The organism is Bacillus sp. FJAT-42376, assembly GCF_003816055.1.
Taxonomy (GTDB): domain Bacteria; phylum Bacillota; class Bacilli; order Bacillales; family Bacillaceae; genus Metabacillus_B.
Genome location: NZ_CP033906.1, coordinates 1,896,852 through 1,918,374 on the forward strand (window position 1 = coordinate 1,896,852; position 21,523 = coordinate 1,918,374).

The window sequence follows — 21,523 nt, forward strand, 5'->3', positions numbered from 1 at the left end:
TACGCGTTGGCGGGTCTCACCCGTCCAGCTGTTCTAAGCAGCAGTCAATCACCGTCCAATCCAATCAGCCTAATCCATTGCTTTTTTTCGAACGGCTACCAAAAAAAACCCCCGGTATGCTTCAAGCAGAGCATACCGGGGGTTCTATTTCACTCATATCTGGACTTAGTAAACAGCATTTTGGGTTTTAAAGGGGACATTTACGGCCCGTTTAAATTCTCTGAAAGGATTCTCTTTGCCCGCATGCTTCGGCAAGGATCTGAAACTCATGTTCCAGATATTTTTTATCCAGTGTAAGCCATTCCACTTCCCTCAGACCTTCTAGTATATAGGATGAAAAACCCCAGATGATATGTTTCACTTCTTGGCCGTTATTGGATGCGACAATCGTTAAAGCACGGAGGATGGAATGCATGACAGCGGTGTCGTCCTTTCCATGATGCCGGATCAAGTAAAAGCTTTTATACAATAAATCTTCAAAAGAAGGCTTATGGAATATAACGCGAAGAGACTGCCCGCTGTCCATATAATAAGGGCGGGGAGTATAGGTTTTCCCGAGCTTCGTCAGGATTCTAGCGATATGTTCCACTGCATTCGCGGTCGTATAGGGGTCGTTGAATGCAGGTGATATGGATCGGATGGCGATTTCAGAAAGCTTTTGCAGTCCAAAGCCGACATCCTGTACCGGCTCCTGTTCAGGGATAATCAAGATCTGATCCAGCAGCCTTTCTGTATCGGCACCATCAGGCGCCCAATAAGTAAGAATCGGGGTGCCTTCATCAACATAGCTGCCCAGGTCTTTATCAATCCTGACTACAGCATTCATCGTTTGGGCCGCTTTAATCATATCCTGAAGCTGCACATGCTGAATGTATCCGGCTTTTTTGCTCTTCAGTTCCCTGCCTTCTCCAGATGTGATTGTGTTAACTTCACTGGAGGATGGCTGCGCATGAAGTCTTTCATCCGCCTTGCGATTTTCTTCCCAAGCTTTCATCGTTTTGCTTGTAATTTGAAAAATGAGATTGCTGACTTTAATGGAAGCTACCGAATGATGGATAAAGAAAACAAACGCTGCAAGACAGGCAAAGGCAACAATAATGGCCAGTGTAGGCACAATGAATAAATCTCCGCCCTTATCCCTTGCTAAAAGCAGAAGAACAATCGTATAAACGAAACCGCCTGTGAACATGCCAAGAACGCGCTGGGAGCTTTTGTCAGAGGTGAAGTTCTGCAAGGCCCTCGGTGAAAACTGGGCGGCATAAGTGGTCAGTACGACAAGAATCGACGAGAACGTAATGGTTGTCATCGTTAAAAGGGAAGTAGCAAGAGAGCTTAAAATTGTCTGGGCGAGCTGCATATCGGACAGAAATAAATCAGGTATGTAATCGTACAATCCGGTGTGCTTTGAAGCATACCGGTCAAGTGCCATGCTGGCATAGGCGAAGAACAGGGCGATGATCCCGTAAAGCAAGGGGATGAACCAAAAGCTTGCCCGCACCTGTAAAAAACGGTTCTTTTCCATTGAAATTCCTCCGGTATTGGCAGATGGCCATTTTTCATGTATAGTGAACAGGTCAGCTAAATACAAATCCGTTTTTCAAAACGGGAGAGGTTCTAGCACAACCCTCTATAAAAAACTAAGGACAGCAATATCAGAGGCGTTCCTTGGATATTGTTTTTTGTTTTTTTATAGATCATTCGCTAAGGCACCTCTCTAGGGGTGCCTTTATTATTTCACCGAATTGAATCATGATAAACATGGTTGTGACTGGAAGCTCCGTCTACAGGAGGAGATTTAACATGAAAAATGAAAAAGCACTGGTTGTTTTCAGCGGAGGCCAGGACAGCACCACCTGTCTATTCTGGGCATTAAAAAATTATAAAGAAGTAGAAGCGGTCACGTTTAACTATAATCAGCGGCATAAGCTTGAAATTGAAATCGCCGAAGCCATTGCAAAAGAGCAGGGAATCCGGCATCACGTCCTGGACATGTCCCTGCTGAATCAGCTTGCGCCGAACGCATTGACTAGAAATGATATTGAGATTGAACAAAAAGATGGCGAACTGCCGTCGACCTTTGTTCCCGGGAGAAATCTGCTGTTCCTATCATTTGCATCCGTTCTGGCCAATCAGATTGGAGCCAGGCACATCGTGACCGGAGTGTGTGAAACAGATTTCAGCGGGTATCCGGACTGCCGCGACCAATTTATAAAATCCTGCAATGTCACCGTCAATCTGGCTATGGATGAGCAGCTTGTCTTCCATACACCGCTTATGTGGCTGAACAAAGAAGAAACGTGGGAGCTCGCAGATGAATTGGGAGCCCTTGATTATGTCCGGACGAAAACCCTCACATGCTATAACGGAATTCCGGCAGATGGCTGCGGTGAATGCCCGGCATGTGTGCTGCGAAAAAATGGCCTTGACGCCTATATGAACAAAAAGGAGGCGGCGAAATGATTCAGCAGATTTATCCTCAAGTGAACCATGACTATCAATATGAGCTTAATAAAGACATGCATCTGTCCGCCGCCCATTATATTCCCCATGAAAGTGCCGGCCCGTGCCGCAATGTCCATGGGCATACGTATTTTGTCAATGTAACCATTGCCGGAAACACGCTGGATGAGTCAGGGTTTCTTGTGAACTTTAAAACGCTGAAAAATCTTGTACACGGACAATTTGATCATACGATTTTAAATGAGCATGCTCTTTTTAATTCTGAAAGTCCAGAGGATTTTCCGACAACAGAAGTAGTTGCCCGTAAAATCAGCGAGGTCATTCAGGCGGAGTTGGATCAGCTTCCTGGCAAGCCTGTCTGTGTACAGGTATTTGTCAGAGAAACCCCGACAAGCTATGTGGTCTTCCGTCCGAAGAAGGTGAAAAGCAATGGCTGAAACGATTCCGGTTCTTGAAATTTTCGGCCCGACGATCCAGGGAGAAGGGATGGTCATCGGCCAGAAAACGATGTTCATCCGGACGGCAGGCTGCGATTATTCCTGTTCATGGTGTGACTCCGCTTTTACATGGGACGGGTCCGCGAAGAATGACATCATCCAGATGGATGCCGAGCAGGTATGGGCAGAGCTCACCCGTGTTGGCGGAAACCGTTTTTCGCATGTGACGGTATCCGGAGGAAATCCGGCGCTGCTGAAAAATTTACAGTCTGTCATCTCGCTGCTGAAAGAAAAGGGCATGGAGATTGCTCTCGAGACGCAGGGAAGCCGATACCAGGAATGGTTCACGGAGATTGATGACCTTACCATTTCCCCCAAGCCGCCAAGTTCAGGGATGAATAGGGATTTTGATGTTTTGAGCGGTATTTTTAACCGTCTGAAAGATGCTGGTACCCTTTCTTCAGCAAGCCTGAAAGTGGTTATATTCAATGAAGAAGATTTAGCCTATGCAAAAACGGTTCATCTCAGGTACCCAGGTATTCCATTTTATCTGCAGGTCGGAAATGACGATACAGCAACTGCAGATGATGAAGCATTGATGAAAACACTGATGAGCCGCTATGAATGGCTGATCGATCAGGTTATGCAAGATGAACAATTAAATCGTGTCCGCGTTCTCCCGCAGCTTCATACGCTGCTGTGGGGAAACAAGCGCGGCGTTTAAAGGAGAAGTGAACATGAGCGGAAGAAAAGACGAAGAATTGACAGGAGTAACTCTATTAGGAAACCAGGGAACGAACTATTTATTCGAATATTCCCCTGACATTCTCGAATCCTTTGAAAATAAGCATACCGGCCGGGATTACTTTGTGAAATTCAATTGTCCGGAATTTACCTCCCTGTGTCCGAAAACAGGCCAGCCGGACTTTGCAACCATTTATATCAGCTATATTCCAGACAAGCTGATGGTGGAAAGCAAATCCTTGAAGCTATATCTCTTCAGCTTCAGAAACCACGGCGATTTTCATGAGGATTGCATGAACATCATCATGAACGACTTGATTGACCTGATGGATCCCCGCTATATCGAAGTTTGGGGGAAATTCACACCAAGAGGCGGAATTTCCATCGATCCGTATACGAACTACGGGAAGCCGGGAACGAAGTATGAAACAATGGCGGAACACCGTTTGATGAATCATGATCTGTATCCGGAAAAGGTGGATAACCGTTAAAATGAGACAGCTTTCCTTATGGAAGGCTGTTTTTTAATATGAATCCATCCAGTCGAAAAGGATTTTTTAAGAGGAGGGTGGAATAGGTTACAAATAGGAAATAGGAGGGGAAAACATGAAAAAATACAAAATCCGCTATCACTTCAGCAATGATTTTTATGTGACGAGAGAAGTGGAGAGTGAACTTGATAAAAGCTCCGTTCTCATGAAATTCAGTGAAGAGGAAAGAATGATGTTCGAAGATAAACGCGGGGATCTGCTCAGCTTTTTTATGCGTGATGTGAAGCTCGTCACGGTTGAAGACGGAAATGGAAATACAGTCAAAGCAGGTTTTTGAATTACACGTCTTATATACTGAAAAAGGGAGATGCATTGTACGCATTCCCTTTTTTGATTGAAGATAGCAGATAGACGTGACGCCTGCTTAGAGAAAGTCGCAAAGCTGGGATGAGAATCACTGCCCGCATTTTGATGAAGCAGCCCTGGAGCGGAAACCAGCAAGTAAGTAGGAAGGGCACATCTTGAAAAACCTTCCGAGGGGCCTCTTTTTTTTACCATGTCATACTGTCGAATATTAGCGAAAAATCGATATATGGAAAAAATCGCCGATATATCAGAAAAATCGCCGATATATCAAAAAAATCGCCGATATACCAAAAAAATCGCCGATATATCAGAAAAATCGTCGATATACCGGAAGAATAGCCGATATACCGGATATCCATCAGGAAAATAACTAGCCTCATTATTCAGCGCAGGATGCTGGAGACCTGATCTCGCCCGAAATGTCTTGCTGCATCACCAAAATTGATAGCCTTGTTAGAGCCCTTCTCACTTCTCTAAAAACAGTAGAAATGCTCCGTTTTCAGACCTAGCGGCTGCGCATATTCAATGGCAGCCCAGTCCTTCGGCGGAAGGCGCCAGTGCCTCAGAGATATCCCCTTCTCGAATAGCCAAAGTTTGTCCGCATGTCCGCCTAATCCCAATTACGATATTCCGATTAGCTGTCCGCTGAATTGGTTTTCCAAGAGGATCGGATCGATGTCCGCCTTTGCCAGCTGTCCATTCTTCGAATCTGCTAACTTGCCGATCATCTGCAGCAATGAAACGCATATTACAGCAGTCTCCCCATCATGTACTCATCGACCCATTCTCCATCTACGAAGAGTGAATGCCGAATGGTTCCTTCTATTTCAAATTGTTTCTTCAGATAAAGGGCAATGGCGGGTTGATTGTGAGCCATGACCGTTAATTCCAAACGATGCAGGTTCTGTTTCTGGCCCCAGTCAATTGCAGCATCGATGAGGCGTCCGCCAATCCCTTTCTTTTGATAATGAGGCAGCACTCCGAGGACAATGGCTGCTTTGTGCCGGTTTCGCTGAAGCATGCCGGGAATCACCATAATAAAGCCCTGCAGCCTTTCATTCTCTTTGCTGACCCAGACAAAAATCTCCTTATTCAGAGCGTTCTTTAATTTTTCTGTGTACGCATCATAATCAGATGACCGCTCTCCGGGCTCATAAAGCATCGTTTGAGTGCCCTCATCAAGTTCCAGAAGGAGTTTTAAGTGGCTCCCGGCATCCTCTAAAAGAAGCGGCTGAATCATTTTTACACCCCCTTTGACTTTTTTCTAATTTTAGCATTTATTGGATGGCTGCTCTTAAAATATTTCCTTGTGAGAAAAAAGTCGGCAGGAAAACAAGATAATGGAAAGATTGTAGGTCTGCCGGTTTGTTTTTATGATGCTGCCATTATAAAAACAGATCGCACACGAACTTTTTAGATGTTGATTTGGAAACCAAGGAGGAACGAACCAATGTTTAAAAAAACAGGTACATTATTAGGAGTTTGTATGCTGGGAGCTGTGTTATTTACTCCGGCTAAAGGAGAAGCAGCACTTGGGGATCAGCTTCTTCATAAAGGAATGTCGAATGGGGATGTAAAAGAGCTTCAAACGTATTTGCTCACAAAACAAGTGTATCCCTACTATGACAGCACGGGAAATTACGGGTCTATAACAGAGGAAGCTGTCCGTGATTTTCAAAAAAAAGCAGGCATCAAATCTGATGGAATTGCCGGGCCGCAGACCATTGCAAAAATTAAAGTGCTTAAGCCGGGCAACATTGGAAAGCCGGTAGCCGATTTGCAAAATAAGCTGAAGGCGTGGAATGTCTATTCAGGTGCCGCAGACGGAATGTATGGAAGCGGAACGAAAAATGCGGTAGCCAGGTTTCAGTCGCAAAAAGGGCTGTCTGCTGATGGAATTGCGGGTCCAAGGACGTTTAATGAGCTAAATAAAAGGGTGAATACGGCTTCGGGAACGGTAAAAGAAGTAACAGTACATAGCACGGCCTACACTGCAAGCTGCAAAGGCTGCTCAGGTGTAACGAAAATGGGGATTGATTTAAACCGATTTGATGACTCCAAAGTAATTGCCGTGGATCCAAATGTCATTCCGCTTGGCTCTGCTGTGGAAGTAGAAGGCTATGGAAGGGCAGTAGCCGGGGATGTCGGGGGAGCCATCAATGGAAATGAAATTGATGTTTTCTTCGATGACCTTAACGAGGCGATGAACTGGGGCAGCAGACAAGTGAAAGTAAAGGTTTACCGGTAACCGGAAAAAAGGATGGCGCATTTGGCCATCCTTTTTAAAAGAGATATTACGAATTAAAGAATCAGGATTCCTTGAGGATTTTATAGTTTTTATGATTCACGACTGTGCGTCTCTCGAGTTCAAGATCAAGAAAATTCTCCATATACGTCAGATCAACGATTACCGAATTTTCGTTTACCTTTTCGACGATTCCCCGCAGGCCGTTTTTAAATTCAATAAGGTTTCCAACTTTAGCAATCTTCATTTCCTCTCTCCTTCAATCGTACTAACTACCCCCATTAGAAAACATTTTGCACTATTTTGCCAATAAAGTAAAGACTATTTTGACAGCGCTCTCTCGGTATGTCAAGCGTGCCTGAAAGGTAGATTCATTCTTATTGTGCTATCATAAAATGGAGGATTCTATATAAATACGGGAAATGATCATTTTTATGTTCCGGCTTTTGAAGCAGTCTATTCCGCTTTAAATGGGAGCAGGCTGATCTATATGATTAAATCTCATCAGAAACATGCAAAAAAGTGATAGGAAGGGAGTCAGGAAATTGGAGCAAACAGGTTTGGTGCTTGAAGGCGGAGGAATGCGTGGGGTCTATACTGCAGGGGTGCTGGAGTATTTTATGGAAAAGGATCTTTATTTTCCATATGTAATCGGAGTTTCTGCGGGTGCCTGTATGGCAGCCTCCTATTTATCAAGGCAAATGGACAGAAACCGGACGGTAAACATTGACTACGCGGGGGACCCGAAATATTTGTCTCTTCAAAACTATATTAAAAACAGGCAGCTGTTCGGAATGGATTATATTTTTGATGAAATACCCAATAGGCTCGTTCCGTTTGATTTTGAGGCTTTCTCCAAAAACCCGGAACGTCTTGTTATTGGAACAACGGATTGCGAAACTGGAGAACCTGTTTATTTCAATAAACCGGAAACGATGGGCGATTTATTAACCATTATCCGGGCATCGAGTTCATTGCCATTTATTGCACCGATGGTTCCATACCAGGACAAGCTTCTCATGGACGGAGGAATTGTCGACTCTGTTCCGATCAGGAAGGCGGAAGAGGACGGGATTGAGAGAAGTGTCGTGGTTCTCACAAGGAACAAAGGATACATAAAATCCGCTCCAAAAGCCCAATGGATGGTCAGAAGATCATTAAGGAAATATCCGAAGCTTGCGAAAGCCATCCTGAACCGGTACAAGATGTACAATGAAACGATGGCTTATCTTGCAGAGCAGGAGAAAAAGGGCCGTATTTTTGTGATTCAGCCGACAGCAAAGCTTGAAGTCGGAAGAATTGAACGAGATCCGGTAAAACTGGACGCGCTCTATAGACAGGGAATAGAAGATGCAAAACAAATAGCCGGCGAGCTTCAAGTATGGCTTGAAAAAAGCGGACAGCCTGCCGTACGATAACTGCCTCAAACACTCCATCGGTTTAAACAGTTCTTTTGCAGGGAAAAGTACCGGCAGAGGAGTGATAAAGATGAAAGTATTAATAGCGGGTGCCAATGGAGGCACAGGCAGACTTGTGATTGAAAAAGCATTGAAAAAAGGGTATGACCCGATTGCGATGATCCGGGATCCCAAGCAGGCGGATGACCTTGAACAGATCGGGGCCAAAACGGTTGTGGCAGACTTGGAAGGCGATGTGTCAGAAGCTGTTCAAATAGCCGATGCCGTCATTTTTGCTGCTGGATCAGGCTCAAGCACAGGTGATGATAAAACGATAGCGATTGACCAGGATGGCGCAATTAAACTGATTGACGCAGCAAAAAAGCATGGGGTTAAGAAATTCGTGATGCTGAGCTCGATCGGAACGGATGCCCCGGATCAGGCACCTGAAGAAATGAAGCTATATCTCAGGTCAAAGGCAGTAGCAGATGAATATTTAAGAAATTCTGAGCTTTCCTATACAATCGTTCGTCCCGGTGCATTATCAGATGAGGATGGATCAGGGAAAATTGCTGCAGGGAAGTCAGTGAATCACGAAGGATCCATTCCGAGGGAAGACGTGGCGGAAGTTCTTGTCTCAAGCATTGAAGAAGGATCCGCTCACAATCAGACGTTTGAAATCATCAGCGGCGATACAGATATTTCCGAGGCAATCCAGTCTATCATGTAAGCAGTAATTGATGGATGTCATCCTGCCCTGTACACTGTAATAAGTAAGGGAGGTATTGTCATGGATCATCAAACGGTTAACGAAATGCTCGATCAGCTTAAAAACGGCGAGCGGAAAGAATTTACGGTCTCAAATGACCTTTTTCTCACGGTTCGTGAAGTTCTTGTAAAACGGGAGGACTTTAAACATTTTCGGGGAATCGCAAGGCATGAAGGCCATACGGTTTACCGGTATATGGAGACGGCAAGAAGCTAAAGGGGAGTTCGCCTGATCGGAGGCGCACTCCCTTTTTTCACCTTTCCTGAAGCTGATCCCGAAGTTTCTTAATGGCATCCCTTCTCCAGCTTTTCACTGCAGCAGGAGTCGCTCCTTCTTTTTGGGCAATTTCCGTAATGGTGAGCCCCAGGAAGGCATAGTTTCGAATCCACTTCTTTTGGTTGAGGGTAAGGTCTTTCATCAAATCCTCCCAGTCATACCTCTCCGCTGGAAGGAAGTCATCCGGACCGGAATCTGCCCAGCCCCATTCATCCTTTAGATCCTCTCTCATCAGCAGCCGGTTTTGCCTTGTCATCTCATTCATCAGTTTTCCTTTTATAAATAAGTAATAATAGGCGTCCATTGTGCCTTTTGATGGCTGATAATGATTGGAAGCTTCCCAAAGGGCAATACTGGCTGTCTGAAAAAATTCTTCATGGTTCCTGTAAATCGAAAGTCTTTTCATCAAATGCAAAATCATAGGCTTATACCGTTCAAGCAATTCTGAATACATCAACATGAAATGTCCCTTAAGGGATGCATCCGCTCTCTTATTCCGCCGGTAAGCCTATAATAAAATTGTTTTTTCCGGGAACAAAATAAAGTTATTGCCCATATGAGAACTGATTTTTAGAGCAAATGGGGGATTCGGATCTCCTTTTTGACCCGTTCGGATCGTTTTCAATGGGGAAAGGCGCGGTACAGGGTGAAAAAAGGACTGGAAACTTTTCGCTAATGAAACAGTCCTGAAATGCTGTTAGTCTTGACCATATAAATTTTTTACCTGGAGGTCATACATGAAACAGAAGATAAGAAGAGTAATTTCAGTGGCTTCTATTGCCTGTACGCTGATGTTTTTTTGCGCCGCCGCCGCTTCTGCTAAAATGAGGCAGTCTGACAATCAGCCGGAAACAATGGAGAAGATTGGCCTTGCTGCCATTCTTTCGATTGATGATATAAAGAAATGGAATCAAAATCATCCAGATAAAGAAGTAAAAGGAATCTCGATTAAAGCACCTGAAAAAGCACCCGGAAAAGCACCTGAACCGGAAATGAAAAAGGAAAAGGAAAAAGCCGGTGTTCATGTATCTGAAGAAGAGAAAAAGCTGCTTGCCCAGCTCGTTCATTCAGAAGCAAAGGGAGAGCCGTATGAAGGAAAAGTCGCTGTTGCATCCGTTGTTTTAAACCGGGTTGAAAGCAAGCAGTTTCCGGATACGGTCAAAGATGTCATCTATGAAAAGAATGCATTTTCACCTGTCGGAAACGGCTCTATTCATGAAAAAGCGGATAAAGAATCCATAAAGGCAGCAGAAGAAGCTCTCCAAAATCAATCTGTCGATTACCTTTATTTTTTTAATCCGGACACTGCCGAAAGTGAATGGATTAAAACGAGGAAAGTAGAAAAAACAATCGGAAATCATAGCTTTTCTATGTGATGGGTTCCGTTCGCCCATTGTGCCTTTGCGTTTGTTTTTGCTGGTTTCCGCACCGGGCTGCTTCGGGAAAAGCTTCCTTCCCGCTTTTTTGAGCAGGATCCTGAAGGCTGACCCACTCCCCGGTTCTCTCAGAAAAAAGGCTGGGACAAAAAATTTCCGGTTAATAAAAAAACCGAACGATTATTTGAAACTCTGGTATAGAGCTTCGTAATCGTTCGGTTTTATTGTTTTTCATGCGTTCTTCAAATGCGGTGTTAAAATTGGCTGTTGATTGCAGCTAGCAGTCGTTCGCTTTCCGCGGGGCGGGCGGTGAGCCTCCTCGCGGCTTCGCCAGTGCGGGGTCTCACCTGTCCCGCTGCTCCCGCAGGAGTCTCACGCCTTCCGCTCCAATCAACAGGTGTTAACAATCAACAACAGGCTTTAACATAGCCTTTTCGAAAGAAATAATCTGCTTAAGGACAACAATTTCAGGTATGTCCCAGCCTCTTTTTTATTCTCTAAGCTCTGTTTAACTTGGCTGTTGATTTCCGTTTCAGGCACTTTTCTTTCCTTGGTCGGGCGGTGAGCCTTTTTGCCGCTTAGCGCCTGAAGGGTCGAACCTATCCCGCTGCTCTCAAGCTTAGATTCTCGCGCATTCCACTTCAATCAACTTCAAAATTAGGCTTTAACAGAGCTATTCTCCAAAGCAGTTTCTATTCAGACAGCGGGAAGCGGGTGCCATCCCCATTAGAGGATCTTTCCGGGCTTCCGTTTTTGCCTATTTGTATAACATTCATCCATTTTCCGCAAAATAATCCATAATCATAACAGACCGGGGCTGAAGCTTGTGGATACAATGAAAAATATGGATGGATCACCAAAGACTTCAATGCCTGAGATGATGGCTGTGCTTAGAAGTTCTTCTGATTTTATCCAGTATGGCGGCAGTGGAACCTCCGTGAAATATTGGATTTCTTATTTCCGCACCTTAGTGGATACAAAGATGCTGCATGAAAGCGTTCTGGCCGTTCTTTCTAAAGAAAAATGGAATACGCTCGAAGAATTGAAAGAAATCATCCCGGTTGAAAACCTTGTACTGACTTCGGATACAGATGTGGTCAAGGAAAAGCTGCTACAGGGGTTCATTATGGTCACGCTCTCAGAATATGGCCAATCCTGTCTTTTAATCCGGGTATTTATGGAAAAGTCCAGGCAGGTCAGTCTTCCTGAAGTGGAATTTAGTGTGGTCGGCCCAAAAGAGGCATTTGTCGAATCCATTGAATCGAACATTCATCTCATTAGAAAGAGGCTTCCTTCAGAAGATTTGCGGATAAGGGAAATCAATATCGGCAAACTGACCCATACGAAAGTAGCTGTCCTCTTTCTTGAGAATATTGCAGATGAGGAAAATGTAAGGACCGTATGGCAGAGACTGAATGATATAGAAATTGATCATATTAGTGACAGTTCCTTTTTGACTCAGGTTATGTCGGATAATCATCATTCTCCATTTCCTCAGCTGCTTGATTCAGAACGGCCGGACCGTGTCGTGTCGATTCTTTCAGAGGGAAAAATTGTCATTATTGTTGACGGATCCCCGCAGGTGCTGATTGGCCCAAGTACTCTTGTCGAATTCTTTTCTGCATTTGATGATTACTTTTTTAATTACATCGTTGCCTCTTTTTTTAGAATCGTCCGGCTGGCCTCTGTTGCGTTCTCGATCCTGGTGACGCCGGTGTATGTGGCAGCCCTGAACTTTCATTATGAGCTGATTCCCCGGGATCTCTTGAATACGCTTGTCAGCTCCAGGGAAGAGATTCCTCTGCCGCCGATTCTGGAAGCCATTTTTCTCGAGCTTACGATTGAACTGCTCCGGGAGGCGGGAGCACGTCTCCCGACGAAAGTCGGCCAAACCATCGGGATTGTCGGGGGGATCGTTATCGGAACTGCTTCTGTCGAGGCGGGATTGACGAGTAACGTTCTTCTCATTATTGTCTCGCTTGCAGCGCTCGCTTCCTTTACAACACCTGTTTATAAGATGAGCAATACCATTCGTTTAGTCCGCTTTCCGTTTCTGCTGTTTGCTGAATTTTATGGATTGCTCGGCATTGTGTTCTGCTTTTGTGTGCTTGCGACGCACCTGTTGAAGCTTTCTTCTTTAGGAAGGCCGTTTTTGGAGCCGATCTACCCGCCGAGGTCCGCCGATATGAAGGATGCGCTTATTCGTCTGCCGTTATCGATGATGGCGAAACGACCCATCCAGCTCAGAACGAAACAGCCGTATCGTTTTAATGAAAAAAAAGCGAAGCAAAATAAGGATATCGACGAATGAGGGAGTGGTGAGCGGGTTTGACTAAAATTGCGGAAAAATATCAAGTCTCTCATTTTCTTGTGTTCTATCTCATTCATTCCCTTCAATTCGGTGTCGGGGTCCTTGGATTTCAGCGGATAATCGTGAAGTTTGCCGGTCAGGATGCCTGGATCGCGGTGATTTTGTCCGGGGTATTTTCGCATATCATGGTGTGGATGATCTACCGGATTTTAAGAGGGGCTGAAGGGAACATTCATGATATCCATCACCGGATTTTCGGAAAATGGCTGGGTAAAGGGATCAATATCTTAATTTCGCTTTATTTCACGATGCTTGCCATTGGTGTATTAAGAACCTTTATTGAAATAATCCAAGTCTGGATGTTTCCGGATATGAATGTGCTGGTTTTCAGTCTGCTCTTTTTGGCGCTTGTCTACTATATTGTAACGGGAGGTTTCAGGGTCGTTACGGGGATTTGCTTTTTCGGGGTAGTTTTACCCGGCTACCTGATGATTACGTATTTTTTTCCGCTGGAATTTGCTGAATGGGAAAACTTATTTCCGATGTTTGACCATTCGCTCGGCGATATTTTTTCAGCGACTAAAAGCATGGCTCTGACCGTTTTAGGGTTTGAGGCGCTGCTTGTTTACTATCCGTTCATTAAGCATCCGGAAAAATCTCAAAAATGGGCGCATGCAGGGATCTTTTTTACCACTGCCTTATACTTGCTCATCCTGATTGTGACGATTGTATTTTTTAATGAAGAACAGCTTCAGAAAAACATTTGGGCGACATTAACCATATGGAAGATCGTGGAGATCCCTTTCGTGGAACGTTTTGAATATATAGGGATTGCCAACTGGAACTTAGTGATCCTTCCCAATGTCTGCCTCACGTTATGGTGTGCGAGCAGGGGCTTTAAACAGACGCTGAATCTCCCTCAAAAGAAAACACTGCTGATTGTGCTCGTATTGTGCTTAATCGCCGTCAATATGTTTCAGACGCGTAACCAGATTGATGATTTTAACACCATAATGGGGAAGGTAGGCCTGTATTTTTACCTGTATATTCCTGTTATTCTGTTTACGCAATTCTTAATGAAAAGAGTAAAGAAACAAGGTGGTGCCGGATGAAAAAGTGCATTCAGCTCACTGCCCTTTTTATACTGATGGTGACACAGACCGGCTGTATTCAAAAAGAAATCATTGATGATGTGAATATCATTCTGGCTTCAGGCTATGACTCTTCCGGAGGAGAGCTGACGGGCACGGTTGTAGTACCTGTTTATCAAAAGCAGCAGCCGGTAAAAAGTGAAATCCTTGAAGAGCAGGCGGTGCTTACGAGGGATTTGCTGACAAACCTTCAGCGGAAATCTTCAGATCCATTAGTATATGGAAAACTGCAAGTCGCTCTCTTTGGTGAAGAGCTGGCCAAAAAAGGGTTCAAGGATTTGCTTGACTCCCTGCAGCGGGACGCCAGCGTAGGGTCCAGGGTTTATCTGGCAGTGGGAAGAAAGTCCGCTTCGGAAATTTTAAGAGGACAGTATGGTATACGGGGAACGGCCGTATATTTAAGTAATTTAATCCGCCACAACATTGAAAGCAGGGATTTATCGAGGGAGAACCTGCATCTCTTTTTGTACAACATGTATGATAAAGGAAAAGATGCCTATTTGCCGATCCTTGAGCTTTCAGGCAAGGATGAGCTTGAAATTTCAGGGGTGGCTTTGTTTGATGAAGACCGAATGGTTGCGGAAGTGCCGAGTGATAAAATGATTTTCTTTAAATTGCTGACAGATCAGTATATGGAAGGCACTTACACGATGGCTTTAAAAGACGGGGTAAAGGTCTCGGTCAAAAGTATAACGTCCCACAAAAAAGTCAGAATGAAGTCGGAAGACTCAGTCAAGATTGACATCAAGCTTGAAGGCCATATCCGCGAGTATACAGGCAAAAAAATTACACCGGCCGTAGTTAAAAAAGTGGAATCCGAGTTTAAAAAAACAGTTGAAAAGGAATGCCTGGCATTGATCGAACAGTTCCAGTCGCTGGACATTGATCCTGTCGGAATCGGAGATCAGGCATCCCATACCTTCCGGGGATTCAAGATCAAAGAGTGGAAAAAGAATTACCGGAATGTGAAAGCGGATGTGAACGCCGACATTATTGTAAATGAGTCCGGAGTTATTGACTAACCAAACATGAAAATAATTTGTCCATCTCTCTCATAAAATGAAAAAGCGGGATCAGGATGGGAGTGCTATGGATGAATTCATTTGCGAAAGGTGCCTTTTTACTGGCGCTTGCAGCTTTTTTTGGGGAATGTCTTGAATTTTTTCTGAACATGATTCTGGCAAAAGAGCTTGGGGAACATGGAATGGGCATGTATATGCAGATTCTGCCGGTCATTTTTTTCGTTGTGATTATATCCAGTCTGGAGCTTCCTATCTCTATATCAAAGTTTGTGGCCGAGCAGAAGAAGGAATACCACTACAGCATGCTGAAGCATGCCCTTAGATTTGTCTACAAGCTGACAGGGATGATCTTAATTATTGTGCTGGTTGTTCTTCCGTTTCTTCCGGTATTTTCGGCATATCATCCGCTTGTCCGGTATATGATGTTCCTGCTTGTTCCGATTGTCTCGTTTTCATCGATTGCGAGAGGGTATTTTATGGGTGTGCAGCAGATGGATAAAATCGCTATTTCGAATTTTTTGAGGAAAGCGGTTCAGCTTGGTGTCCTTTATTTTCTGTTTCACGGAATGAGTATGGACGAGAGCACATCCCTATTTACTGCACTTGCCGTGCTGATTGGAAGCGAAGCGGTTGTTTTTATCTATCTGTTTACACAGTATCTCATCCAATACCGGATGATGAAGAATGAGCGTTTTCATGAGATGGATGAAAAAGAAGTGAGAAAAAGCTTAATGTCGGTATCAGTTCCGACGACTGCGCTGAGGATTTTTAATGCGGTCACGAATGCGGTTCAGCCTTTTTTGATTAAAGGAGCGCTTATCGTATCAGGTGTAGGAGGAGTTATGGCTACCGAGCAGTATGGGCTTCTTGCCGGAGTGGCGATGAGCATTGGATTTTTCCCGGCCTTTTTATCCCACTCATTAATGGTCGCCTTGCTGCCGAATGTATCGGAAGCCTATGCCAAGCAGGACGGGGAGACGCTGCGCCACTTGCTGCAGCAGTCCATGTGGATTACATGCCTGTACGGCATTCCCGCCGTCTATTTAATGTACTGGTTTGCAGAACCGCTTACCCATCTGTTTTTTAAATCACCTGAAGCCTCTTTATATTTGCAGCTGCTATGGCCATATTTCCTTTTTCATTTTTTCATTCATCCTCTTCAGGCCTATTTAATCGGGCTTGGACTTGTAAAAGATGCTTTTTATCACTCGGTTTGGTCGCATATCATCTCATTTGTGATGATGTACGTGCTCGGCTCGATGGGGGAATTTCAAATGACTGGGATTATTCTCGGGATGAATATGGGCATCATTCTTCTCTTTCTTCTCCATTATGTGACCATATGCCGCAGAATCGGCCTTTCCATCACTCTTATATCGGGAAATCGGTTCACGTAACGGCTGGACAGAAGCAGGCAAATTGAATATTTTTCATGCGGGGTATATAATTGCCATACGAAAGATTTAGTGAGGAGGATTTCCTTGTTTGTGCTGGCTGCTGTCTTAATAGCCATTCTTTTTTATGCGGCAAGAGAATGGTACAGGAGATACATCCCTGTCAGGAATATCCCGTGTATGCCGCCACAAATGATGAATGGCTTCACGATTGTAGACGTAAGAGACTATAACAACCGCCATGATCTCTCAATAGACCGCAGTCTGAACATTCCCTATTCCTATTTGCAAAAAGCGTTTAAAGATATCCGCACGGAGGAAATCTATTTAATTGCCGCTACAAAACTGGAACGAAATATGAGTATTCGATTTCTTAAGCAAAAAGGTATTTCTGTAAAAGGCTATGCTTTGACGAATGAGGAAGAATGCGGGAAACCCGCAAAATAAATCCGCGTTATACGGAAACGCGCAAAGGCTTCTGTCCCGGTATGGATCCATGATCCAACGCTCAAGACAGAGGTTTTTTTAATGGGCTTTTCGTAACCGCCGCTTCTCTCTAAAACGGCTTACTTGATGGAGCCGTTTTTTACAGTTTGAATGTTGAAGCATTCTGTTTGCCGGTCCCATTGCAGCCGCTGCATTTTGAAGTGAATGGCAAAAAGGATATACGCTTCACTTTTCCTGTACCGCTGCATGATTTGCATATCACAACCAAGGCCAAGTTTTTCCACCCCCTGTTACTAAACATTCTCCTTAAAAACGTCTCAATATACATCTGAATAAATATCTTAATATTCTAAAAACTCTACTCCTATTTTATGATTTTTTCATCCATTTTGCCTGCTTTTACAGACACAACTTTCGTCTGGAGAAGAATCTGTTCTTTTATGTGCAAGTAAACACGGTTTATCCGTCCATTGAATAGAAAGTGCAGAAAAAAAGATAACCGAGGCGGCATAAAACATAAAATGGCGTAAATCTTTAGCGGCTGATGCTTTCGATCACCACTGGTTTCTAGTCATCTACACGTGCTTCCAGCATGAAAAGGAACAGGCACCAATCACTCGTTATAAATGATTATTATTTTTAAGTGTAAATTATAATTATTATTATTTAAGTATTAATAAAAATTTGATATAATCGTACATATAGTAACTCATAATAAGGTTTTTATAATGGTGAGTATGATTCCTATTCTCAATTAGAGGTGATGAAAAATGGAAAGGGATTATAATATTGGTCCGCTGGAAAGATGGGGCCAGAATGCGGAGCTGCTGGCAGCCGTTCTCTCTGGTTTATTGATCGCTGCAGGCTGGGCATTTCAGCAAAGCCAGCCGCAAACTTCTATTGTGCTGTTCATTCTTGCGTTCCTAATTGGCGGATTTGCAAAGGCAAAAGAAGGGATCGGAGAAACAATTGCCAACCGTACCCTTAATGTTGAGCTTCTGATGATTTTTGCTGCAATTGGTTCTGCCGTGATCGGCCACTGGCTGGAAGGGGCTATTTTAATTTTTATCTTTTCATTAAGCGGTGCTTTAGAAACGTATACGATGAACAAAAGCCAGAAAGAAATCTCTGCTTTAATGAAAATACAGCCTGAAGAGGCAATTGTAATCAATGGGGATGAATATTCCAGAGTCCATGTGAGTGAACTTCAAAAAGGAGACTTCATTCTTGTAAAACCAGGAGAACGGATTCCGGCTGATGGGATCCTGGTCAGCGGCCAGACAACGGTAGACCAGTCTGCCATTACAGGAGAATCCATTCCGGCGGATAAATATGAACAGGACGAGTTTTTTGCCGGAACAGTCAATCTCACAGGTTCGATTACGATTGAAGTGACAAAAACGAGCAATGATTCGCTTTTCTCCAAAATTATTGAGATGGTACAGTCTGCCCAATCAGCAAAATCACCTTCCCAGCTTTTTATAGAACGATTTGAAAACACGTATGTAAAAACCGTTTTGGCTGCTGTTCTTATTATGATGATCGTACCTCATTTTGCCTTCGGCTGGAGCTGGAATGAAACGTTTTACAGGGCAATGGTACTGATGGTTGTTGCCTCACCCTGTGCGCTTGTCGCTTCCATTATGCCGGCAAGCTTATCGGCCATATCGAATGGAGCAAGAAACGGACTGCTGTTTAAAGGCGGGGTTCACCTGGAGCGGCTTTCCCGGGCAAAAGTGATCGCGTTTGATAAAACCGGAACGTTAACAAAAGGAGAGCCCGAAGTAACCGATGTAAGGCTTCGCAAAGAATTGGATGAAACGGATTTATACAGTGCGGTACTTTCCATTGAAACTCAATCAAACCATCCTCTTGCCAAAGCGATTGTAAACTTTGCCCGTCAAGCAGAAGGAGTACAGTCAAGATGGACCGCTGTTACGGAACATTCCGGAATGGGGGTCGGAGCTCAGTGGAATGGAAGCGAATTTCTGATTGGAAAAGAGGAGTTTGTCGGTGCGGAAGAAGCCCGGAGTTTTTCAGGCGGAGCTGCAGAGAAGCTTGCGGAGGAAGGGAAAACGGTTGTATTTGTCAGAGACGGGGAGGGAATTGCAGCCGTCTTCGCCCTTAAGGATACTCTCCGTACTGAAACAAAGGATGCCATCAATTCCTTCAGGGAAAATGGGCTTCAGACCGTAATGCTGACAGGCGACAGTGAGGTAACAGCAAAATCGATTGCCCGGGAAGCAAAACTGGATGATTACCGGGCGGAGTGTATGCCGCAGGATAAACTCGATGAAATAAAAAAGAGAAAATCCAATGACGGAATCACCATTATGGTCGGAGACGGAATCAATGATGCACCTGCTCTTGCCCTTGCTGATATCGGGATTGCGATGGGGGAAGGCTCAGATGCGGCGTTGGAAACAGCCGATATCGTCCTGATGAAAAATAATCTGCAGAAGCTTTCAGAAGCAATCCGGCTTTCAAAAAGAATGAACCGGATTGTGAAACAGAACATTATCTTTTCCATGGCGGTTATTGCCCTTTTGATCTGCTCCAATTTTCTGCAGGTGATAAGCCTTCCTTTCGGCGTAATCGGACATGAGGGAAGTACAATCCTTGTGATTCTGAATGGGCTGCGCCTGCTGAAAAATTAAAGAATAGATGCCGGAATGAAGAATGGATCAATCTGAAAACCCCCTGAACGCTTCGCTGGAGCATGCAGGGGGTTTTTGAGTTTTATATAGTGCTTTCAACAGGTGCGGGGTTCACCCCCGCCCTAGATGAAGCTTAAACACCGCGAGACGGTAATCAGCCTCAGCTTAAAATGAGAAGGGAGCTTTCAGCCCTATTGGCTCTTCTTTTAGTATGTTAAAGCATGGTGCTGGTTTTTTGACACCTTTTGATTTGAGCGAAAGACGAGAGACTCCTTCTTTGAGCAGCGGGACAGGCGAGACTCCGCGGTAGTGAGGTCAATAGGAGGCTCACCGCCCGCCAGCGGCAATTAACAGCCAAGTTGAACAGAGCTTTCTTTTCAACATACACAATATACTTACGATCCGGTTTCCGTTTCAGGCCTTCGGATGACAATAATGTAGGCGAATACAAAACATAAAAAGCCGGCAATCCACCCGACAAGGGAACTGTAATAATAAAAATCGATAAGAGCCATCCCGATAAACGGACATGCGAGTCCGGTGATGGTTAATAGAACCACACTTTTTTTCTTAATAAATTCAGCCATATACACATCTCCTTAGGCATGCGGACAACGTTATTATACAGAAAAACAGCAGGAAAGAGAAATGGGTATACCAACATCTTTTCCAAAAATGGATGGATTAAAGCAAAAATAAACGAAAAGAGCGGAGAATCTGTTTCCAGGGTGCACTGATATCACCGATTCTGGAAATCGGAATGCTAAAAAACAGATAAAAAAAAGAGTGGAGCATGCCACTCTTTTTTTCACCTTGGGAGCCTGTTATGTATAAGAGCGTCCTTTCCACTCGTACCCCTTTTTTCGATAGGAGGCATTCATGGATGCAATCATGAGGCAGATAAATACTCCGCCGGCAAGCGGCATCATCAGCGAAAGAGTCAGTTTTTGATTGGACTTCCAATCTATATACATTTTTTGAGCGGAAATGAGCACATATGGTAAAAACCAGTATAAAGAAAATGACTGGAAGAGCACTAGCTGAATAAATCCGTACATCAATAATAAACCAGGTAAAAGATAAAATGCCGCATAGAATAGACAAAGTCCGAGAGCAGCAGGAAAAGACCGGCCGAATCCGGGGAATATATTTTTTTTGAATCCATTCCATGCTTCTTTTCCCGATGCATACATATAGCACGTCACATCGTCCGTAATATTTGCAAGAAGAACCTGTCTGCCCGTTTCCTTCATCTTCCGCGCAAGATGTACGTCGTCCACGATAGAATCTTTTATGGCAGCATGACCGCCCGCTTCCATATATGCGGAACGTTTAAAAAGCATAAACGCTCCATGGGCTGCTGTAGCTGCAGGAAAAACGGTGCGGTTTGCCAAAAAAAGAGGCAGGTGGGCATACACCAGGAAGTGCTGCATGGGAACGAGCAGTTTCTCAAGCAGGTACTTGACTGGAAATCTAGGAAATCCGGTTAATAGTGCGACATCATGTTTTTTAAGCGTATAGACCGCACGTTCCACTGTATTTTCTTTCAAACGGACATCTGCGTCTAAAAAAAGGATGAATTCAGTTTCAGCATGCAGGCTCAATGTATGGCACGCATGGACTTTCCCGGCCCAGCCTTTAGGAAGGGGGACGCCTGAAAGAAGGGTAAAGCGCTGGTCATCTCCAGAATACCGCATGAGAAGTTCCTCCGTCCTGTCTTCAGACTGGTCATTTAAAAGCAGGAACCGGAGATTCGGGTAGGTGAGTTTTTTCAGCATGGTGATCAGCTTTTTTACATTTCGCTCTTCATTCCGGAGAGGAACAAGAATACTTACTTGAGGAAATTCGCTCAAGTCCCCGCTATTTAGCTTTGGCATGAAAAAGGAGTTAACCGCCGTCAGAATCAAGAAAATAAAAAGGATGAAGCAATATAATAGCAGCAATCTGCAACAGTCTCCTTTCAAAATGGCTCCGTTTTAG

Annotated in this window: 23 protein-coding genes and 1 riboswitch; of the genes, 16 read left to right on the top strand and 7 right to left on the bottom strand. The window is 44.2% G+C overall.

Features of this window, described 5'->3' with window-relative positions:
* Positions 1-211: 211 nt before the first annotated feature.
* Entirely contained in the window at positions 212-1,522 is a 1,311-nt protein-coding gene (locus CEF21_RS09565) for a DUF2254 domain-containing protein (RefSeq protein WP_123915712.1), read from the bottom strand.
* 80 nt (positions 1,523-1,602) lie between these two features.
* A riboswitch (PreQ1 riboswitch) is annotated at positions 1,603-1,647 on the top strand.
* Between the two features lie 153 nt (positions 1,648-1,800).
* Here CEF21_RS09565 and queC point away from each other — a divergent pair.
* The 5 genes from queC (at position 1,801) to CEF21_RS09590 (ending at position 4,469) form a co-directional block, all read left to right on the top strand.
* Complete coding sequence (queC, locus tag CEF21_RS09570) at positions 1,801-2,460, top strand: 7-cyano-7-deazaguanine synthase QueC (RefSeq protein WP_123915715.1); 660 nt, start codon at positions 1,801-1,803, stop codon at positions 2,458-2,460.
* Positions 2,457-2,897, top strand: a complete 441-nt coding sequence (gene queD / locus CEF21_RS09575; RefSeq protein ID WP_123915718.1) for a 6-carboxytetrahydropterin synthase QueD — start codon at positions 2,457-2,459, stop codon at positions 2,895-2,897. Before queC ends, queD begins: the two co-directional genes overlap by 4 nt.
* A complete protein-coding gene (queE, locus tag CEF21_RS09580) occupies positions 2,890-3,621 on the top strand; it encodes a 7-carboxy-7-deazaguanine synthase QueE (protein ID WP_123915722.1) in 732 nt (243 codons plus the stop codon). Before queD ends, queE begins: the two co-directional genes overlap by 8 nt.
* A 13-nt stretch (positions 3,622-3,634) precedes the next feature.
* On the top strand, positions 3,635-4,132 hold the full coding sequence (queF, locus tag CEF21_RS09585; RefSeq protein WP_123915725.1) for a preQ(1) synthase: 498 nt from the start codon (positions 3,635-3,637) through the stop codon (positions 4,130-4,132).
* Positions 4,133-4,247: 115 nt separating this feature from the next.
* Entirely contained in the window at positions 4,248-4,469 is a 222-nt protein-coding gene (locus tag CEF21_RS09590) for a hypothetical protein (protein WP_123915728.1), read from the top strand.
* A gap of 551 nt (positions 4,470-5,020) precedes the next feature.
* Here CEF21_RS09590 and CEF21_RS09595 read toward each other — a convergent pair.
* Together CEF21_RS09595 and CEF21_RS09600 are read right to left on the bottom strand one after the other, a co-directional pair.
* Positions 5,021-5,245, bottom strand: coding sequence for a hypothetical protein (locus CEF21_RS09595; protein ID WP_123915731.1), 225 nt, complete (start codon positions 5,243-5,245; stop codon positions 5,021-5,023).
* A 1-nt stretch (position 5,246) separates the two neighbouring features.
* Positions 5,247-5,738, bottom strand: a complete 492-nt coding sequence (locus CEF21_RS09600) for a GNAT family N-acetyltransferase (RefSeq protein ID WP_123915735.1) — start codon at positions 5,736-5,738, stop codon at positions 5,247-5,249.
* Positions 5,739-5,948: 210 nt separating this feature from the next.
* Between CEF21_RS09600 and CEF21_RS09605 the strand changes: the two genes are divergently transcribed.
* Complete coding sequence (locus tag CEF21_RS09605) at positions 5,949-6,746, top strand: peptidoglycan-binding protein (RefSeq protein ID WP_164462143.1); 798 nt, start codon at positions 5,949-5,951, stop codon at positions 6,744-6,746.
* Between the two features lie 61 nt (positions 6,747-6,807).
* On the opposite strand, the gene CEF21_RS09610 is transcribed toward CEF21_RS09605, so the two are convergent.
* Entirely contained in the window at positions 6,808-6,990 is a 183-nt protein-coding gene (locus CEF21_RS09610) for a YkvS family protein (RefSeq protein WP_035408884.1), read from the bottom strand.
* Between the two features lie 298 nt (positions 6,991-7,288).
* Here CEF21_RS09610 and CEF21_RS09615 point away from each other — a divergent pair, with 298 nt between their 5' ends.
* The 3 genes from CEF21_RS09615 to CEF21_RS09625 all read left to right on the top strand — a co-directional run bounded on the left by CEF21_RS09615 (position 7,289) and on the right by CEF21_RS09625 (position 9,125).
* On the top strand, positions 7,289-8,161 hold the full coding sequence (locus tag CEF21_RS09615) for a patatin-like phospholipase family protein (RefSeq protein WP_277423932.1): 873 nt from the start codon (positions 7,289-7,291) through the stop codon (positions 8,159-8,161).
* Positions 8,162-8,231: 70 nt separating this feature from the next.
* Complete coding sequence (locus CEF21_RS09620; RefSeq protein WP_123915745.1) at positions 8,232-8,870, top strand: SDR family oxidoreductase; 639 nt, start codon at positions 8,232-8,234, stop codon at positions 8,868-8,870.
* Positions 8,871-8,930: 60 nt separating this feature from the next.
* Positions 8,931-9,125 carry a hypothetical protein gene (locus CEF21_RS09625; protein WP_123915747.1) on the top strand — a complete coding sequence of 65 codons (195 nt, stop codon included), beginning with the start codon at positions 8,931-8,933 and terminating at the stop codon, positions 9,123-9,125.
* A gap of 37 nt (positions 9,126-9,162) precedes the next feature.
* Here CEF21_RS09625 and CEF21_RS09630 read toward each other — a convergent pair whose 3' ends face one another.
* On the bottom strand, positions 9,163-9,645 hold the full coding sequence (locus CEF21_RS09630; RefSeq protein ID WP_123915750.1) for a sigma-70 family RNA polymerase sigma factor: 483 nt from the start codon (positions 9,643-9,645) through the stop codon (positions 9,163-9,165).
* 277 nt (positions 9,646-9,922) lie between these two features.
* Here CEF21_RS09630 and CEF21_RS09635 point away from each other — a divergent pair, with 277 nt between their 5' ends.
* The 7 genes from CEF21_RS09635 to CEF21_RS09665 all read left to right on the top strand — a co-directional run bounded on the left by CEF21_RS09635 (position 9,923) and on the right by CEF21_RS09665 (position 19,543).
* A complete protein-coding gene (locus CEF21_RS09635; RefSeq protein WP_241156809.1) occupies positions 9,923-10,561 on the top strand; it encodes a cell wall hydrolase in 639 nt (212 codons plus the stop codon).
* Between the two features lie 835 nt (positions 10,562-11,396).
* Positions 11,397-12,872: a spore germination protein gene (locus CEF21_RS09640; RefSeq protein WP_241156850.1), complete on the top strand. Its 1,476-nt coding sequence runs from the start codon at positions 11,397-11,399 to the stop codon at positions 12,870-12,872.
* A gap of 17 nt (positions 12,873-12,889) precedes the next feature.
* Positions 12,890-13,984, top strand: a complete 1,095-nt coding sequence (locus CEF21_RS09645) for a GerAB/ArcD/ProY family transporter (RefSeq protein ID WP_123915753.1) — start codon at positions 12,890-12,892, stop codon at positions 13,982-13,984.
* Positions 13,981-15,045: a Ger(x)C family spore germination protein gene (locus CEF21_RS09650; RefSeq protein WP_123915756.1), complete on the top strand. Its 1,065-nt coding sequence runs from the start codon at positions 13,981-13,983 to the stop codon at positions 15,043-15,045. The genes CEF21_RS09645 and CEF21_RS09650 overlap by 4 nt, the downstream gene beginning before the upstream one ends.
* 71 nt (positions 15,046-15,116) lie before the next feature.
* Positions 15,117-16,442 (top strand): polysaccharide biosynthesis protein, encoded by a 1,326-nt coding sequence (locus CEF21_RS09655; protein WP_123915759.1) that lies wholly within the window; start codon positions 15,117-15,119, stop codon positions 16,440-16,442.
* An 84-nt stretch (positions 16,443-16,526) separates the two neighbouring features.
* Positions 16,527-16,886 carry a rhodanese-like domain-containing protein gene (locus tag CEF21_RS09660; RefSeq protein ID WP_123915762.1) on the top strand — a complete coding sequence of 120 codons (360 nt, stop codon included), beginning with the start codon at positions 16,527-16,529 and terminating at the stop codon, positions 16,884-16,886.
* A gap of 770 nt (positions 16,887-17,656) precedes the next feature.
* Positions 17,657-19,543 carry a heavy metal translocating P-type ATPase gene (locus CEF21_RS09665; RefSeq protein WP_123915765.1) on the top strand — a complete coding sequence of 629 codons (1,887 nt, stop codon included), beginning with the start codon at positions 17,657-17,659 and terminating at the stop codon, positions 19,541-19,543.
* A 395-nt stretch (positions 19,544-19,938) separates the two neighbouring features.
* On the opposite strand, the gene CEF21_RS09670 is transcribed toward CEF21_RS09665, so the two are convergent.
* Together CEF21_RS09670 and CEF21_RS09675 are read right to left on the bottom strand one after the other, a co-directional pair.
* Entirely contained in the window at positions 19,939-20,130 is a 192-nt protein-coding gene (locus tag CEF21_RS09670; RefSeq protein WP_123915768.1) for a hypothetical protein, read from the bottom strand.
* A 237-nt stretch (positions 20,131-20,367) separates the two neighbouring features.
* Positions 20,368-21,486 carry a glycosyltransferase family 2 protein gene (locus CEF21_RS09675; protein ID WP_123915771.1) on the bottom strand — a complete coding sequence of 373 codons (1,119 nt, stop codon included), beginning with the start codon at positions 21,484-21,486 and terminating at the stop codon, positions 20,368-20,370.
* Positions 21,487-21,523: the final 37 nt, after the last annotated feature.